Annotated in this window: 14 protein-coding genes; 6 read left to right on the forward strand and 8 right to left on the reverse strand. The window is 69.5% G+C overall.

Annotation, left to right across the window (positions count from 1 at the left end; genetic code table 11):
• Window positions 1–14 precede the first annotated feature (14 nt).
• The gene (locus FB381_RS20800; protein WP_141782044.1) at window positions 15–551 is read left to right on the forward strand and encodes a ribonuclease FAU-1 family protein; all 537 of its coding nucleotides are present in this window, start codon (window positions 15–17) and stop codon (window positions 549–551) included.
• 18 nt (window positions 552–569) lie between these two features.
• Here FB381_RS20800 and FB381_RS20805 read toward each other — a convergent pair whose 3' ends face one another.
• Window positions 570–1,916 (reverse strand): threonine/serine exporter family protein, encoded by a 1,347-nt coding sequence (locus FB381_RS20805; protein WP_246088238.1) that lies wholly within the window; start codon window positions 1,914–1,916, stop codon window positions 570–572.
• A gap of 83 nt (window positions 1,917–1,999) precedes the next feature.
• Here FB381_RS20805 and FB381_RS20810 point away from each other — a divergent pair, with 83 nt between their 5' ends.
• Window positions 2,000–3,127 (forward strand): glutamate--cysteine ligase, encoded by a 1,128-nt coding sequence (locus FB381_RS20810; RefSeq protein ID WP_141782045.1) that lies wholly within the window; start codon window positions 2,000–2,002, stop codon window positions 3,125–3,127.
• 13 nt (window positions 3,128–3,140) lie between these two features.
• On the opposite strand, the gene FB381_RS20815 is transcribed toward FB381_RS20810, so the two are convergent.
• The 4 genes from FB381_RS20815 to FB381_RS20830 form a co-directional block, all read right to left on the reverse strand.
• Window positions 3,141–4,253 (reverse strand): FUSC family protein, encoded by a 1,113-nt coding sequence (locus FB381_RS20815; protein WP_141782046.1) that lies wholly within the window; start codon window positions 4,251–4,253, stop codon window positions 3,141–3,143.
• A gap of 316 nt (window positions 4,254–4,569) precedes the next feature.
• On the reverse strand, window positions 4,570–5,220 hold the full coding sequence (locus tag FB381_RS20820; RefSeq protein ID WP_141782047.1) for an HNH endonuclease family protein: 651 nt from the start codon (window positions 5,218–5,220) through the stop codon (window positions 4,570–4,572).
• Window positions 5,221–5,274: 54 nt separating this feature from the next.
• On the reverse strand, window positions 5,275–6,522 hold the full coding sequence (locus tag FB381_RS20825; RefSeq protein ID WP_141782048.1) for a site-specific DNA-methyltransferase: 1,248 nt from the start codon (window positions 6,520–6,522) through the stop codon (window positions 5,275–5,277).
• Window positions 6,523–6,532: 10 nt separating this feature from the next.
• On the reverse strand, window positions 6,533–7,129 hold the full coding sequence (locus tag FB381_RS20830; RefSeq protein WP_141782049.1) for a hypothetical protein: 597 nt from the start codon (window positions 7,127–7,129) through the stop codon (window positions 6,533–6,535).
• Between the two features lie 90 nt (window positions 7,130–7,219).
• Between FB381_RS20830 and FB381_RS20835 the strand changes: the two genes are divergently transcribed.
• The gene (locus FB381_RS20835) at window positions 7,220–7,795 is read left to right on the forward strand and encodes a mismatch-specific DNA-glycosylase (RefSeq protein ID WP_141782050.1); all 576 of its coding nucleotides are present in this window, start codon (window positions 7,220–7,222) and stop codon (window positions 7,793–7,795) included.
• A gap of 137 nt (window positions 7,796–7,932) precedes the next feature.
• On the opposite strand, the gene FB381_RS20840 is transcribed toward FB381_RS20835, so the two are convergent.
• Window positions 7,933–9,114 carry a hypothetical protein gene (locus tag FB381_RS20840; protein WP_170225253.1) on the reverse strand — a complete coding sequence of 394 codons (1,182 nt, stop codon included), beginning with the start codon at window positions 9,112–9,114 and terminating at the stop codon, window positions 7,933–7,935.
• 283 nt (window positions 9,115–9,397) lie between these two features.
• On the opposite strand from FB381_RS20840, the gene FB381_RS20845 reads away from it, so the two are divergent.
• Entirely contained in the window at window positions 9,398–11,242 is a 1,845-nt protein-coding gene (locus FB381_RS20845) for a hypothetical protein (RefSeq protein WP_141782052.1), read from the forward strand.
• Window positions 11,243–11,258: 16 nt separating this feature from the next.
• Here FB381_RS20845 and FB381_RS20850 read toward each other — a convergent pair whose 3' ends face one another.
• Window positions 11,259–11,828: a TOPRIM nucleotidyl transferase/hydrolase domain-containing protein gene (locus FB381_RS20850; protein ID WP_141782053.1), complete on the reverse strand. Its 570-nt coding sequence runs from the start codon at window positions 11,826–11,828 to the stop codon at window positions 11,259–11,261.
• A 75-nt stretch (window positions 11,829–11,903) separates the two neighbouring features.
• Between FB381_RS20850 and FB381_RS20855 the strand changes: the two genes are divergently transcribed.
• Window positions 11,904–12,653: a helix-turn-helix domain-containing protein gene (locus FB381_RS20855; protein ID WP_141782054.1), complete on the forward strand. Its 750-nt coding sequence runs from the start codon at window positions 11,904–11,906 to the stop codon at window positions 12,651–12,653.
• Entirely contained in the window at window positions 12,647–13,825 is a 1,179-nt protein-coding gene (locus FB381_RS24135) for a Fic family protein (protein WP_211352506.1), read from the forward strand. The genes FB381_RS20855 and FB381_RS24135 overlap by 7 nt, the downstream gene beginning before the upstream one ends.
• A gap of 4 nt (window positions 13,826–13,829) precedes the next feature.
• On the opposite strand, the gene FB381_RS20865 is transcribed toward FB381_RS24135, so the two are convergent.
• Window positions 13,830–14,453: a nucleoside/nucleotide kinase family protein gene (locus FB381_RS20865; protein WP_246088239.1), complete on the reverse strand. Its 624-nt coding sequence runs from the start codon at window positions 14,451–14,453 to the stop codon at window positions 13,830–13,832.
• Between the last annotated feature and the right edge of the window lie 67 nt (window positions 14,454–14,520).

The raw sequence follows: 14,520 nt of genomic DNA on the forward strand, positions 1-14,520 counted from the left end.
TTAGGCTGAGCGCCATGCGCTTCGAGGCCGGTCACCCTGTTCGTGTCGAGTTCACGAAGTGGGGTGGCCGGCCTCATTGGTCCTTCACGGGCCTCTACCTCGGCGAGGACGAGCACGGCGAGTGGCTCGGCCACCCGATCGGCACCGAGTTCGCCCGCCCCGGGCGCGGTTGGGTCGCCGACTGGGAGTCCGTCACTCTGGTGCCCCACCACGACGCCGCCCACTTCCCCGCGTTCAACCGGCCCAACGACCGGGTGAGCTCGCAGATATATGTCGACATGTGCACCCCGCCGCAGTGGCAGGACACGACCGTCACGTGCATCGACCTCGACCTCGACGTGGTCAAGAAGTTCGACGGCGCCGTCTACGTCGACGACGAGGACGAGTTCGAGCAGCACCAGCTCGAATACTCGTACCCGCCGGAGATCATCTCGATGACCGAGGAGTCCGCCGAACGCGTCTACCTCGCGGTCAAGGAGGGCCAGGCACCGTACGACGCGACCCCTGAGCGCTGGTTCGAGGCACTGAGCCTGCACCGACCCGGGCGATGACCGGGCGGTTGGTCACCGCTAGGTCTGGGTGCTCTTGCCCGATGCCCCGGTCGAACCGCCGTCTCGTCGCAACGGACCCACCAGTCGCGGACCGGCGAGCCGTGTCTCGATGCGCCAGGCCTGCCGGTGCAGCGGCTGGGCGATGTATTCACCCAGGATCACGCCGGAGGCCAGGGCCAGCGAGACCGATGCGGCCGTGAAGAGCGCGACCAGGCCGACCGAGGTGGTCGATGGCGTCTCCTGCGCGAGCATGGAGAGACCGCGGTAGATGGAGTAGCCGGGCAGGAAGGGCACCGCCCCGGAGACCACGATGACCAGCGGCGGCACCTTCAGCCGGGAGGCGACCGCGTAGGCCACCAGACCGACGAACACCGAGGCCACCGCGACCCGCCAGGTGCGGCCGACGTCGCCGGGCACCAGCACCGAGATGGCCACCGCGATGCCGGCGATGATGGCGACCGGGATCAGGGTGCGGGTGGGGGCGTAGGCCGAGTAGGCGAAGGCCGCCGTGGCGAGCGCACCGCCCACGACCGAGACCGTGATCGACTGCAGCGTGGTGCCGCCGGTCGAGACCGACGCCTCGAGCTGTACGCCGATGGCCGACGCGAACACCAGACCCCCGGTGACGCCGGCGATGATGCCGGCCGTGGAGACCAGCGCCTCCATGATCCGGGCGCTGGCAGTGACGTGGAACCCCGTCAAGGCGTCTTGAAGGGCACCCATGAACGCGATGCCTGCCAGCATCACGGTGATGTTGGCGGTGATCGAGTTGGAGACGTCGAGGTCCAACGGCAGCATCGCGGCGACGACCGCGATCAGGGTGGCCACCCCGGCGCCGGCGACCTGCAGGTAGAACGCCGGCAGCTCCCAGCGGCGCGACATGAACAGCTGCAGCTGGTCGATCGAGCCGCCGGAGATGAACGCGAGGACGGCGACACGGAGGTCACCACCGAGGTAGATCGTGATGGTGCCCGCCATCAACGCGATGCCGAGCGTGACCGCCCACCGGGGGCGACGGTGGCCGCCGGAGATGATGCGGCCCAGCTCGATCCGGGCGCCCTGGAGGTCGATCTCGTCGGCGACGACCTTGCGCACCAGGTGGTCGACGGCGGTCAGGTGGTCGTAGTCGGTCGTCCGGTTCTTCACCTGGCGGGTGGTGTGGACCGGGATCGCTTCCGGGTCGGCCTGATAGGTCATCGACAGGCTGGTGTAGGTGACGTCGATGTCGGCACCACGTAAGCCCAGATGCTGGGCGAGGGACCGCATCGTGGCGGTCACGTCAGCGGCTCCGGCACCGGTCGACATCAGGAGATCGCCGATGCGGAGGCAGAAATCGAGAGTCAGGTTCACCTCACGCGCATCCACGGGCAAAGAATGCCATCAGGTCGGTCATCGACAGGCATTCACGATGCTCGACAAACACGCCCGGCCAAGGAACGCTTTCTCCTATGCGGATCGACTTCCATCCCTCCCCTCGGCCGACCCTCGGCCTCGAGTGGGAGCTCGCGCTCGTCGATCGACGCACACGTGATCTCGTCAACGTCGCCGACCACCTCTTCGCGCGGGCGAAGGCACGGGTTCCGCACCCCGAACGGATCCATCGGGAGCTGCTTCGCAACACCGTCGAGGTGGTGACCGGGGTGTGCGAGACGGTGGAGGAGGCCATCGACCAGGTGCGTGAGACGACCACCGGTGTCGCTGCCGCAGGCGACGACCTCGGCGTCGATCTCTTCGGCGCCGGCACCCATCCGTTCGCGTCCTGGACGACCCAGGAGCTGACCGCGGGACACCGCTACGCCGAGCTCATCGACCGCACCCAGTGGTGGGGCCGGCAGATGCTGATCTGGGGCGTGCACGTGCATGTCGGCCTCCCCGAGCGCGACCGCATCCTGCCGGTGCTCAACGGGCTGCTCACCTACTACCCGCACTTTCAGGCGCTCTCGGCCTCCTCGCCGATCTGGGCCGGGCTCGACACGGGCTATGCGTCCAACCGGGCGCTGATGTTCCAGCAGCTGCCGACCGCCGGGCTGCCGTTCCAGTTCACGACGTGGGAGGAGTTCGAGGCGTACGTCTCCGACCAGACGACCACTGGTGTGATCGACGACATCAGCGAGATCCGCTGGGACATCCGCCCCTCGCCCAAGATCGGCACGATCGAGAACCGGATCTGCGACGGCGTCTCGACGCTCCAGGAGCTGGCCGCGATCGCCGCGCTGGCCCACTGCCTCTGCGTCGACCTCGACGCTCGGATCGCCGCCGGCGAGCCGGTGGCCACGATGCCGGCCTGGCACGTGCAGGAGAACAAGTGGCGTGCCGCGCGCTACGGCCTGGACGCGATCGTGATCCTCAACGACGCCTCCGAGGAGCGGCTGGTCACCGACGACCTGGCCGACCTGCTGCTGCGCCTGGAGCCGGTGGCCGCGCGGCTCGGCTGCGAGAAGGAGCTCGCCGGGGTGCGCGACATCATCGACAAAGGTGCCTCCTACCAGCGACAACGCGCCATCGCCTCGTCCACCGGCGGCGACCTCGTCGCGGTCGTGGACTCGGTCGTACGTGATCTGCGCGGGTCGCTCTAGGGTCGCTCAGCATTCACCGCGGCAGCGGCGGCAGCGCGTCGGTGGCCTCGAACTGGCCCATCCCGGTGACGCCGAGCAGGTCGACGATGATCGAGCGCAGCTGCACGAGGATGACCTCGGCGTTGAGCAGGTCCGTACGCTCCACCCGGGCCGTGTGCTCGGCGACCGTCAACAGCACCGACCGTGCCTGCTCGGCCAGGCCGTCCGAGGAGCCTCCGTCGGCGAGCTCGGTCTCGACGACGTCGACGGCATCGGCGAGGCCGAAGGCGAGCTGGTAGTAGGACTCCGGCACCACGTCGCCGCGGTAGGCCGCGACCGCCGCCTGTCGGACCAGCACCCGGGTGCTGCGAAGCGCGCGGTCGAGCGGCTCGACGAGCTCGGCCATGCGATGCACGTGGGGCCGATGTCGGAACCGGAACGGGGAGATGGCGAGCACCGACATCCCCTCGTTGGAGGCGTCCTGGAGCTCGCGGATCAGCGGGTCGGTCGCGCGCGCGTCGGCGAGCACCTTGAGCCCGTGGACAGCGTCGGCGTCGAGCATCACCTGTCCGGCCGCGCGCAGCAGCGAGGCGATCTTGCGGGCGACCACGGCGGACTGCTCGCCGGGGCGGCGCAGTGGTGCGGCAGGCACGATCGAGGCGGCGAGCAGGGCGACCGCGCCACCGATCAGTGCGTCGGTCCAGCGCGTGAACGCCGCGCCCGGCGTCGGCAGCAGCCCCATCACGAAGATCGACTGCACGGCCGCCTGGTTGCGGAAGACCTGCCCGGAGGAGATGAAGATGCCCACCGACATGGCCACCGCCACCACCAGGACCATCTGCCAGCCGCCCTCGCCGATGATCTGCACGACGATGTCGCCGAGGAAGACCCCGAGCGCCACCCCGATGGTCACCTCGGTCACCCGCCGCAGCCGTTGCCCGTAGGACGTGCCCAGGCTCACCACCGCCGCGATCGGCGCGAAGACCGGTTGCACGTGACCGAACAGCCCCGCCGCGATGAACCATGCCGCTCCCGCCGCCAACGCGGCCTGCAGCACATGCCACCTCTTCGACTTCAGCCGCGCCAACCGACGACGTACGTCGGAATCCAGCTGCTCGCGTGTCAGCCGCGGAGCAGGAATGCGCATGCCCCGATCCTATCGACCAAACTCGCGCCGAGACGTCAACCTCGCAGGTCGAGACGTCACTCCTGCAGGTCGAGAGGTCTCGTACGCAGGCCGAAAGGTCACCCCTGCAGGTCGAGAGGTCACTTCTGCAGGTCGAGATGGCATTGACTGCCGTCTCGGCGTGCAGGAGTGACTTCTCGACCCCTCAGTCGAAGAGTCACTCCCGCAGGTCGAGTGGGCATCGTGCAGCCCACTCGACCTGCACAAGTGACTTCTCGACCTGCAGAGGTGACTCTTCGACCTGCAGGAGTGACTTCTCGGCTGAGAAGAAAAACGATCAGCGGGCGAGGGTCACCGAGACGGCTTGGTCGCCGCAGCCGTTGGTGGAGGTGAGGTCGGTGAGGGCCGACTTCTCGGTGTTGTCGACGGAGAGGCCCCAGCGGATCTTCACCGAGACGTACTCCTTGAGGTAGCGGCACTTCTCGCGATCGGGCATCCACTCGGCCGGGTCGGCGTCGGACTTCGTCTGGTTCACGTTGTCGGTGACGCCGACGAGGGAGCCGTAGAAGCCGAGGTCGTTGGCGTAGTCGCGGCGCTCGGTCGACGACCACGACTTGGCGCCGGAGTCCCACGCCTCGGCGAGCGGCACCATGTGGTCGATGTCGATGTCGCCGGTGGCGGTCCAGGAGGCTCCGTCGTAGTAGGAGTACCAACGACCGCCCGACAGCGAGCAGCCGGAGCCGACGGTCGGGGCGTCGTCGGCCTCCTCGATGAGCACCTCGTTGCGGGTGTTGCACCCGTCGCCGTCGGCGTCGATCCAGTGCTCGAAGAGGTCGCGGTCGTAGCCCGTGCGATCCTCGGCCGCCACCGAGAGGTCGCCGATGGCGGTCGAGAGCGACTGGGAGTAGGACTCGGCGTGCGCTGCCGCCGGAATCGTGAGCGGCACGAGTGCGCCGCAGGCAAGGATGAACAGGCCACGCATTTTCATGGGGGTCTCCCCGAGGTGAGAGGTGTGTACGGGCGGGCCACACCCTGCCGCGTTTTACACGCCTCGTGTAACAGGATTACCAGATGTTGCAAGAAGTTCACCCAGGTCGCACTCGGCGAGCTCGGCGGCGTCGCCGTTACCGTGAGCGGCGACGACCGCAGCCAGCCGCGCACGGGTGATGTCGGAGACGTAGGCCAGCTCAGCCCTCGCCGCGTTCGACCCCGGCCGCGTCGGCTCAGCGATCTGAACCGACCAGCACGTACGCCGCCCGCCGTCCTCCACGTTGGCCAGAGCGACCGCGTGGCCGGTGGTGCCGGACCCGGCGAAGAAGTCGAGCACCCGCACGTCGGACGGCATCGTGGCCAGGATCCGCCGGACGAGACCGGTCGGCTTCGGCGACTCGAACAGCGGCCCGACCAGGGATTTCATCTCTGCGACGGCAGAGTCGGTCGAGCCGATCTCCTCGGTCAGCCAGATGGTGGTGAGCTTCTTGCGGCGAGCGTCGCCCGATGCGTCTCGGGAGAGCCAGTCGCGCTGATAGACGTCGACCCGCTCCCCCAGCTTGCCGCGTACGCGACGGCACATCAGATCCTCGGGACGAGCCTCGATCAGCGGGGCGCTCCACCGCCAGACGGCCGGACGACCGTCACCGAAGACCGGCCAGATCTCCTGCCCGTGGTCGAAGGGCTCGATGCGTACCTCGCCGGTCTCCGGGTCTCCCCAGAGCGGGAAGTGCAGCGACTTGGCGGTCGCCGGGTTGAACTTCTTGTTGGTGTTGCGCAGCGGCAGTCGCCGGTAGTGGCGCCCGTCGTCGGTGACCAGCGGGAAGTCCTGGTCGTTGACGGCCTCGGGGATGCTCGACTCGAGCGCGCACGTGCGCGCATCCGCGGCGTAGACGAGCAGGTACTCGTGGGACGTCGCGAAGCCGTTGCCGAGCTGGCGCCCCTTCGGGTTGAGGTTGACCACGATCTGCGCGAGCCGGTTGCGCTCGCCGAAGACCTCGTCCATCAAGATCTTGAGGTAGGCGGCCTCGTTGTCGTCGATGGAGACATAGATCGCCGCACGCTCGGACATGACCGCCCGCGCCGCCTCCAACCGCGGCCGCATCATCGCGACCCAGGCCTCGTGGCGACCGTCGCGCCGGCCGTCGTCCCCACGCCGGTCATCGTGGTAGGCGAAGAGGCTGCCGGTGTTGTAGGGAGGGTCGATATAGATCAGGTCGAACGTCTGCTCGGCGGCTGCGAAGACCTGGAGTACGTCGAGGTTGTCTCCCTCGACAAAGGTGTTCCACGGCTCCGCCACGCGGGGAACGTTAGCCGACGCCCTGATCGACACTGAGCAACGCGACCGATCGCTCGGCGACCAGGCACTGGGTCGTGGTGCCCTTCGGCTGCTGGACGTCGAGCACCACGTCGTTGCCCGACCCGCGAGCGGTGATGGTCGCGGGCTCTGGAGACTCGCAGCCGTCGAAGACCGTCTGCGCATAGAGCCTCTCGCCGGCCGGGACGTGCTCGAGCAGCCGTGTCGCCTCGGTGGTGAAGGGGGCCCGGAGCGAGGTGGCGAGGGTCGCGGCGTACTTCTTGATCGCAGCAGCGTCCGCGAGCGGGGTCGCGGCCTTGTCCAACGGCCCCTTGGCCGCGCCTCCGGCGGAGACCAGGCCACGCACCGACTTCTGCGCGCCCGGAGGACGTGACGGCTCCGGCTGGGGTTTCGGCTTCGCGGTGCCGGACGAGGACGGCGGCGTCGCGGAGGGCTCAGGCGCGGTCTCGGACGGGGTGGGCGAGGCCGACGCATGCGGTGATGCGCTCTGGCCGGCGTCGCTCGCCTCATCGGAGGTGCCGCACGCCGTGACCAGGAGCGCCGCCGCGACGAAGGCGATCGGGAGTGGGAGAAGACGCGTGGGGTGCATAGTTCACATACTCCCCACGGCACCCGGTCGTTGCACCCCGACAGGCGGGCCCGCAGAAGTTCGGACCCGCGGAGATGGAAGGATCGGGCCGTGGCCCGCTTCACCCAGACCGAGCTCCAGACCTATTACGGCGTCTCGGTGCCCGACCTTCTCCCTCCCGACGACCAGCCCCTGCGGCTCCTCTTCGTCGGTATCAACCCGGGCCTGTGGACCGCGGCGACCCAGACCCACTTCGCGCACCCGGGCAACCGGTTCTACCCCGCCATCTACCGGGCCGGCATCATCAGCCGCCCCGTCGACGCGGCCGCCGGGATGACCGACGCCGACCGCGACTACTTCCGCTCGCACGGGATCGGCTTCACCAACATCGTCCGGCGCGCCACCGCCAAGGCCTCCGAGCTCACCTCGACCGAGCTCAAGGACGGCGGCGCCGAGCTGTTCTCCCTGGTCATGCACAGGAAACCGGCCGTCGTGGCGATCGCCGGCATCACCGCGTACCGAGCTGCGTTCAACCGCCCGAAAGCCAAGCAGGGTCTCCAACGCGAGCCGCTCGCCGGCTCCGAGCTCTGGGTCGTGCCCAACCCGTCCGGCCTCAACGCCCACGAGACCGTGCCCAGCCTGGCCACCGCCTACACCGAACCCGCCCGCGCCGCCGGCCTTCTCTGACTCCCCTCCCCTCCCGGGTCGAGAGGTCACTCGTGCAGGTCGAAGCGTCACCTCTGCAGGTCGAGTGGGCACCGCGATGCCCACTCGACCTGCACGACTGACTTCTCACCCTGCAGGAGTGACTTCTCGGCGAGGGGTCAGAAGCCGGTGGGAGGTTGGGGGAGGTCGGGGACGCCGAGCTTGCCGAGGAGGGCGAGGGCGTCGTCGGCGGAGACTCGGGCGGACTGGGAGTGGAGCATGTCGTCGACGGCGAGGTCGACCTCGGCGGTGAGACAGACGAGCACGTCCTCACCTTCGGCGTCGGCGGGGCCCTGGAAGGCGAGCACGGGCAGATAGGCGAGGTCGAGGGACGCGGTCTTCTGGAGGAGACGTACGGCGGCGAGCACCTCACCGCGCGGGTCGGCGACCTCCAGGGGGCGCTCGTCGACCGACGCGTCGCCCGAGGCGGGCACCGAGACGACGCCGGCGGTCGACGGGATGTCGTGCTGCTCGATGACGGCGACGCCGCCCGGGTGCACCACGACCGCCTCGAGCTCGCTTGCCCCGATGTTCACGTTGAGCACGACCAGGGCCGACTCGAGCTGGCCGAGCGCCTGGCGGAGCTTCTCCTCGCCGAACGTCTCCGGCGCCCCGAGGTCGAGCATCCAGCCGCCGCCCGCGGTGGCGACCCATCCGGTGGCCTCCTGCTCCTTGAGCGCGACCAGCTTCTCGGCCTCCTGGCGCAGCCGGTCGCGTTCGATCGCCGCGTCGTGCGCCCGGCGGCGCTCGTCGTCGAGCTCGGCCCGCAGCATCGCGACCTCGCTCTCGGCCATCTGCTGCAGCTCGCGGCGACGCTCGGACTCCTTGGCACGCGCCTCGGCCTCCTGCTTCTCGACGCGCAGGCGGGCGACCTCGAAGCGGCGTACGCCCTCTTCCAGCAGTCCAAGCGTGCGGTCGGAGACCGCGACGTCGGCGCCGGACTCGAGCCGGTCGCGCAGGGCACCCCAGTTGACCTCGGGGTGGTCGGTCACCAAGGACTCCAGCACCCTGACGAGTACGTCACCCGCGACTCCCGCACGAGACGCCAGGCTCGCCTGGTTGAACCGCACCGCAGCCCCCGAAGCCCCCGCAGCCCCCGCGGACACAGGAGATGCCGGCGCCGCAGACCCCGAAGGAGCCAGGCTCCACTGCCCCGGAGGCCCCTCGACGAACCCGCCCGAGCCGAGGATCGAGAGCAGCTCGTCCTCGGTCAGCAGTACTCGCTTGCCCTTCAGCGCGGCGCGCAGGACCGGCAGGCTCAACGGAGCCCGCAGGCGCAGGATCTCGGCGACGGCCGGCATGGAGGAATGAGGCATAAGGGGAGAAATCGGGTGGTTCGAACGTAGCTCTCGCAGGCGCCGCGATCGTACACCGGCCCACCGACACTTCCGGGGAGGCCATATACCACAGGCACACCGATACCCCTGGAGGCAATGGCTCGGAGATGTCATATCGCCACCACGGACCTACTGCTGCCACCTGGCGGAACTACGACATTGACGTGACTTCAGTCTGACGTCACTGCCCAGGTCGTCGGCGTAGGTCCGCTTTCCGTTCGCTGTAAGTTCTTGAGAAAGGAGGGGTATGTCTGCGATCAAGCGCGTCACGAACACCTCGGAGGCCGAAGCACTGGCGGCCCTGCTCAACGGTGAGGGGCGCACGAAGCCCACGGTGGTGGTGACGGTCGCGTCCGGCCATGCCGAGCCCTATGCCGACGTGGCGAGGATCGCGGCCGAGATCGGCGACCTGGCCGACCTCTACCTGGTCACCACCGGCGGCCACACCTGGGCGTTCTCCAACAAGATGACGCCCGGCACGCAGGTCTACGGCGGCGCCGGGCGCGTCTACCCGATCGGCCTGGGGTGGAACACCGACCTGAAGCAGGCGCCGCTGCGCTTCGCCTGGAGCAAGGCGGAGGGCCGCAAGCTCACCGCCCAGCTGGTCGACGACGCGCTCGACATGGCCGCTGCGGCCGGGCTCTTCGACAGCGCCCGCACCGCCGCCACCCGCGAGCGCCGCTCCGGCACGATCGTCTCGATCATGAGCGAGCGGGCGCTGGTCGATCTCGGCTCGGGCGACATGGCCTCGATCCCGCCCCAGCTCGCGCAGGCGGGCGTGGCGATCGAGCGCGTGCTGACACCGGGCATGCTCGTCGACGGCGTGCTCGAGAAGAAGTCGCGCTGGCTCGACATCCGCGAGACGCGGCCCACCGCGGAGGACGCGCTGAAGGCGTACGTCGCCGGCGATGTGGTCCCTGCCGAGGTGCGTTCCGTGCTCGCCGGCTCCGCCGACCTGCGCCTTCATCCCGACGTCACCGTCGAGCTCTTCCGATCGGAGGTCACCGATGACCCCAACGACGACCTTCGGGCCCTCCTCACGCCCGGCGAGGTCGTGCTCGCCCGTGTCGTGGCCGCGGGGCCGCGGTGGCGGCTCTCGCTGCGCGGCGTCGGCGAGCACGACCATGCGCGAGAGGCGCTCGCTCTCTACGTCGGTGGGCCGCCGTGGCTCGATCCAGATGCTCCGGCGCCGACTGTCGAGCATGGTGAGACTGGAGACTCTGGGGAATCTGGGCGATCTGGGGAGCCTGTGGAGGCTCCGGAGCCGGTCGCTCCGGCCGAGCTGGCTCCGCCGCCCGCGCGGAGACCGACGGCTCCCAGCCCGGCGATGATGCCGCGCAGGAAGGGTGGGTCTGTCCGGGCGATTCCGCCGACGGCGGTGGCCTCACCCGCGCCGGCTCCGGAGCCGGCGGCTGCGGCATCGCCCGCTCCCGCGAAGAAGGCGGCGGTGCAGTCGATGTCGCTGCAGGTGACCGCGATCAAGGCCGAGAAGGCGCATCTCGAGGCCGAGCTGGCCGACCTGCGTGACCAGGTCTCCGGGCTGCGCAACGAACGCGTCCAGTTCGCCAAGGATCTGGCCCGCGCGGCCCGGCAGGTCGAGACCCGCGACGCCGAGCTGGCCCGGATGCGTTCCCAGCTGCGCCGGGCCAAGCAGCGCACCGCCCCGGCCGAGGTCACCCTGCCCGTCTTCGCCGACCGCGAGCGCGGCTTCCGTCATCTCGTCGAAGCCGCCTGGGCACGACGGATCCCGGTCGGCGAGCAGGCCATCCGCCCGCTGCCCGACTTCGCGATCGGTGAGCGGTTCCTCGACAGCGTCGACGCGCTCGAGGGCATCGCCGTCGACAAGATCGCCGACGTCGTCATGGAGGTGCTCACCGGGCTCGCCGAGCATGCGGCCGGCCGTGAGCTCCACCAGCTGCGTACGTCGTCGGGAGGCAACGCCGCGCCGCAGTCACGCCCCGACGGCGCGGTCTGCTACCGCGTCTCCATGCAGATCCACACGCCCAGTGCGCGGCGGCTGCACTTCTGGAAGTGCCCCGACGGCACCGTCGAGCTCTCCCGCGTCGTCGTTCACGACGACGTGGAGCCCTAGACGACGGTTCGGCGGCTCAGCCCCAGCACCAGGTCAGCAGGCCGACCAGCGGGTCCGGGATGCGCTCGAGCTCGACGGCCTCACCGAGGATCGTGCCGTAGCGGATCTTGCGCCCCGACGCGGTGCCGAAGAAGCGATGCAGCTGGTCGGCGACCTCCTCGCCGCGGTGCTCGGGCTGGTTCTGCAGCGTACGGAACTTGCCGCCCTCGCCGTTGGACTCGAGGATCTCGACGATCCGCGCCGCCCCGATCGCCCGGATCATCTCGTCCTCGAGGTCGCGTCGGCAGGCGAAGAACCCCTGCCCGGAGAGGTCCTCGCCGATCTGGCGGCCGAGCGCGTTGGTGACGAAGTGCTCCTCGGCCTCGTCGTAGAGGCCGCCGACCCGGTGCCCCGCCGCCGTCGTCTCGCGGATGTAGCGCCCGGCGTTGCCGGCGCCGCCCATCGAGACGACCTCGATGCCGAGATCTTCGAGGTCCACTCCGTAACGCGGCGCGAGCGCCTCCACCAGAGCCTTGTCGGACTCCCCTTCGACGAGCAGCGTGATCGGTCTGACCGTCTCCGTCGTCGTTCGCTGGCGCTCACTCATGGCGTGGATCCTAGAAGACGACGTACGCGGCCCGGCATTTCCATATATGGAACAGCACTCTCTAGGGTTGCATATATGGAACAGCAGGTCAGTCGGTTGGTCGCCGACTGCATCGAACGCTCGGGGCTCAACGCGCGCCAGGTGGCGGCGCGGGCTGGTGTGTCGGCCTCGACGGTGCACCGGATCGTGCACGGGGTGGTCAGCCCGTCGGTCGCGACGCTCGAGAACATCACCACGGCGTGCGGCGCCGGGCTCACGATGAGCGCATCGCCGCTGGCAGATCCGGCGGCCGCGGCGGCGGCGCGAGCCCTGCTCGATGACATGTATCCGAGCGATGTCGCGCCCGAGGTGGAGAGCTGGGCGGGACGGCTCGATGCCTGGGCCGACGGCGACCCGCTGCAGATCGTCGAGGAGGCCGCACGCGCCTCCGGCGTGCTCCATCGTCCGGGCGCCATCCGACTGAGCGGGGACGCGACGGCCGGACGGCTCGCCTCCGCCGGCGACGCCTCAGGTCAGCGCTGGGCGCTCTCCGGCGCCGCCGGCCTCGACCTGCCGGCTTTCGACGAGGCGGTCGGTCGGGTCACGGTCTTGTGGTGCGAGGACCCGAGCGCGGTCGGAGCTCTCCTCGCCGGCGGGACTCTCCGGCCGGCGGCTACCGCAGATCGTGTCGCCGTTGTCGTCGCCGCTGCCGAGGCCGATCTCTTCCTCGGAGCGTTCGAGCGCGACCGTGTCGTCTACGCGGCCCCGGTCCAGATCGCCATCGACGCCATCTCGGTCGGCGGAGCCGCTGCGGATCGTGCCCGTGAGGAGATCCGCACATGGTGACCAAGCGGCCCCGCTGGGCGCCCGACCCCGAGACGTACGCTGCCCGCAAGCCGTCCGAGGAGGATGCCTATCGTCCGGTCGCGGACCGTGAGGCACGGACGCACGACGCGCAGATGCGTGACACCGGCGTGTGGTGGACCGAGGTCGACACGACCCGCCTGCGGCCCGGCGACACCGAGAGCGCCTGGCGACGATTCCGGGCGAACCTGCCGGAGCTGGTCTGGCACGCTGCCCGGCTCGAGGGCAACGGCTTCACTCTCCCCGAGGTCCGCTCCGTCCTCGCCGGCGTGACGGTCGGCGGACATCTGACCGAAGAGGAGCTGCAGGTGCGGGCACTCGGTGATGCGTACGGCGCGCTGCGCGACCTCGTCGGCTACGGCACCTTCGGAGTCGACAAATCGACGTCCGACCGGCTCAACCGCATCCTTGCTCGCCATGAGGCGCCCGGGGCCGGGAGGTTTCGCGGCGAGGGCGCGCTGCGGCGCGATCGCAGCGACGTGCTCCGAGCTCGTTTCACGACCCTCCAGGAGCACCTCGCCGAGACCGGAGACCCGCTGCTCCAGGCGCTGATCTACTTCTGCTCCGCTGCCCGCACCCGGTTCTACGTCGCGGGAAACAAGCGCACCGCCCTGCTGATGATGACCGGCATCCTGATGTCCAACGGCTTCGACACCATCGTCATCCCCTCAGCCCGCGGCCTCGAGCTCGACCATGCCGTCGACACCCTCGTCGCCACCGACGACGCCACCGAGCTGATGGCCTTCCTCGTCGACTGCGCTGGATCCAGGCCCGACCCCGTGAGATCGGGCCCCGTGGAGACACTCCCGACTGAGCTGGCCACAGCCGAGGCGAAAGAAAATTCGTTCACCGAGGACCGGGCGAACAACGGTTCGTACGTCGCCAACCCCGCGAACGGAATTTCAATCACTGGTGGCCGGGCGAACGAACGTTCATTCCTTGGCGATCGGGCGAACGAAAATTCGTTCATCGACGACCCGGCACACGAACGTCCATTCACCACCCACCCGGCGAGCGAACGTTCGTCCACCGGTGACCCGGCACATGAACGTTCGTTCGCCGACAACGCGGCGAATGAAAATTCGCTCACCGAAAACCTCGCGAACGAAAACTCGTTCGCCCCACGACGGGGCTACACCAGGCGCCTCCGATAGCGGGTCAAGCGAGCGCGACCTCTAGGTCCGCCCGGTCCCGCGTCGCCCGGATCAGCGCGGCGTTGTGCAGGTCGCTCGCGGCGGTCTTCGCCTCCGCCTCCTCCCGCGACCTACCGCCAACGAGAAACCGCTCCAGCAACCGAGGCACGAGGACGGAGTCGGGCACGTCGACGAACCACGCCTCGTCCAACAACCCGCGTACGTCCCGCCAGGGCCCCTCGTCCAGCAGCAGATAGTTGCCCTCCGTGATCACGATCGACTCCTCACCGATCCGCACCCCGCCAGGCACCGGTTCGTCGGTGACCCGGCTGAACGTCGGCCACGCGACTCGATGCCCTTCCCGGACTCGCCGCAGCGCGGCCACATACCCCTCGGCATCGAACGTGTCCGGCTCTCCTTTGCGGTCTCTCGCCCCCATCGCGTCCAGCTCGGCGTTGCTCAGGTGGAAGCCGTCCATCGGCGCTACCACCGCGGCCCGGCCGGCCACGCCGAGCGCGTCACGCAGCCGCCCTGCCAGCGTCGACTTCCCCGCACCCGGCGGCCCGACGATCCCCAGCACATACCGACCCGCCGCGCCGGCCTCAGCCCTCAGCCGCACCCGCTCCGCCAGCTCGACGACGCTGTCCACCCTGATCCCTCCTCAGCCTCCGACTCAGCCTCCGGCCACCACCGACTCCGGCCACCACCGAGCCATT

The sequence above is a fragment of the Nocardioides albertanoniae genome, assembly GCF_006716315.1.
Taxonomy (GTDB): domain Bacteria; phylum Actinomycetota; class Actinomycetes; order Propionibacteriales; family Nocardioidaceae; genus Nocardioides; species Nocardioides albertanoniae.

Excerpts from the sequence above, each read along its gene's own strand:
- FB381_RS20815 (WP_141782046.1), bottom strand. The coding sequence starts at position 4,253 with ATGCGCATTCCTGCTCCGCGGCTGACACGCGAGCAGCTGGATTCCGAC.
- FB381_RS20850 (WP_141782053.1), bottom strand. The coding sequence starts at position 11,828 with ATGAGTGAGCGCCAGCGAACGACGACGGAGACGGTCAGACCGATCACG.
- FB381_RS20820 (WP_141782047.1), bottom strand. The coding sequence starts at position 5,220 with ATGAAAATGCGTGGCCTGTTCATCCTTGCCTGCGGCGCACTCGTGCCG.
- FB381_RS20840 (WP_170225253.1), bottom strand. The coding sequence starts at position 9,114 with ATGCCGGCCGTCGCCGAGATCCTGCGCCTGCGGGCTCCGTTGAGCCTG.
- FB381_RS20800 (WP_141782044.1), top strand. The coding sequence starts at position 15 with ATGCGCTTCGAGGCCGGTCACCCTGTTCGTGTCGAGTTCACGAAGTGG.
- FB381_RS24135 (WP_211352506.1), top strand. The coding sequence starts at position 12,647 with ATGGTGACCAAGCGGCCCCGCTGGGCGCCCGACCCCGAGACGTACGCT.
- FB381_RS20855 (WP_141782054.1), top strand. The coding sequence starts at position 11,904 with ATGGAACAGCAGGTCAGTCGGTTGGTCGCCGACTGCATCGAACGCTCG.
- FB381_RS20810 (WP_141782045.1), top strand. The coding sequence starts at position 2,000 with ATGCGGATCGACTTCCATCCCTCCCCTCGGCCGACCCTCGGCCTCGAG.
- FB381_RS20830 (WP_141782049.1), bottom strand. The coding sequence starts at position 7,129 with ATGCACCCCACGCGTCTTCTCCCACTCCCGATCGCCTTCGTCGCGGCG.
- FB381_RS20845 (WP_141782052.1), top strand. The coding sequence starts at position 9,398 with ATGTCTGCGATCAAGCGCGTCACGAACACCTCGGAGGCCGAAGCACTG.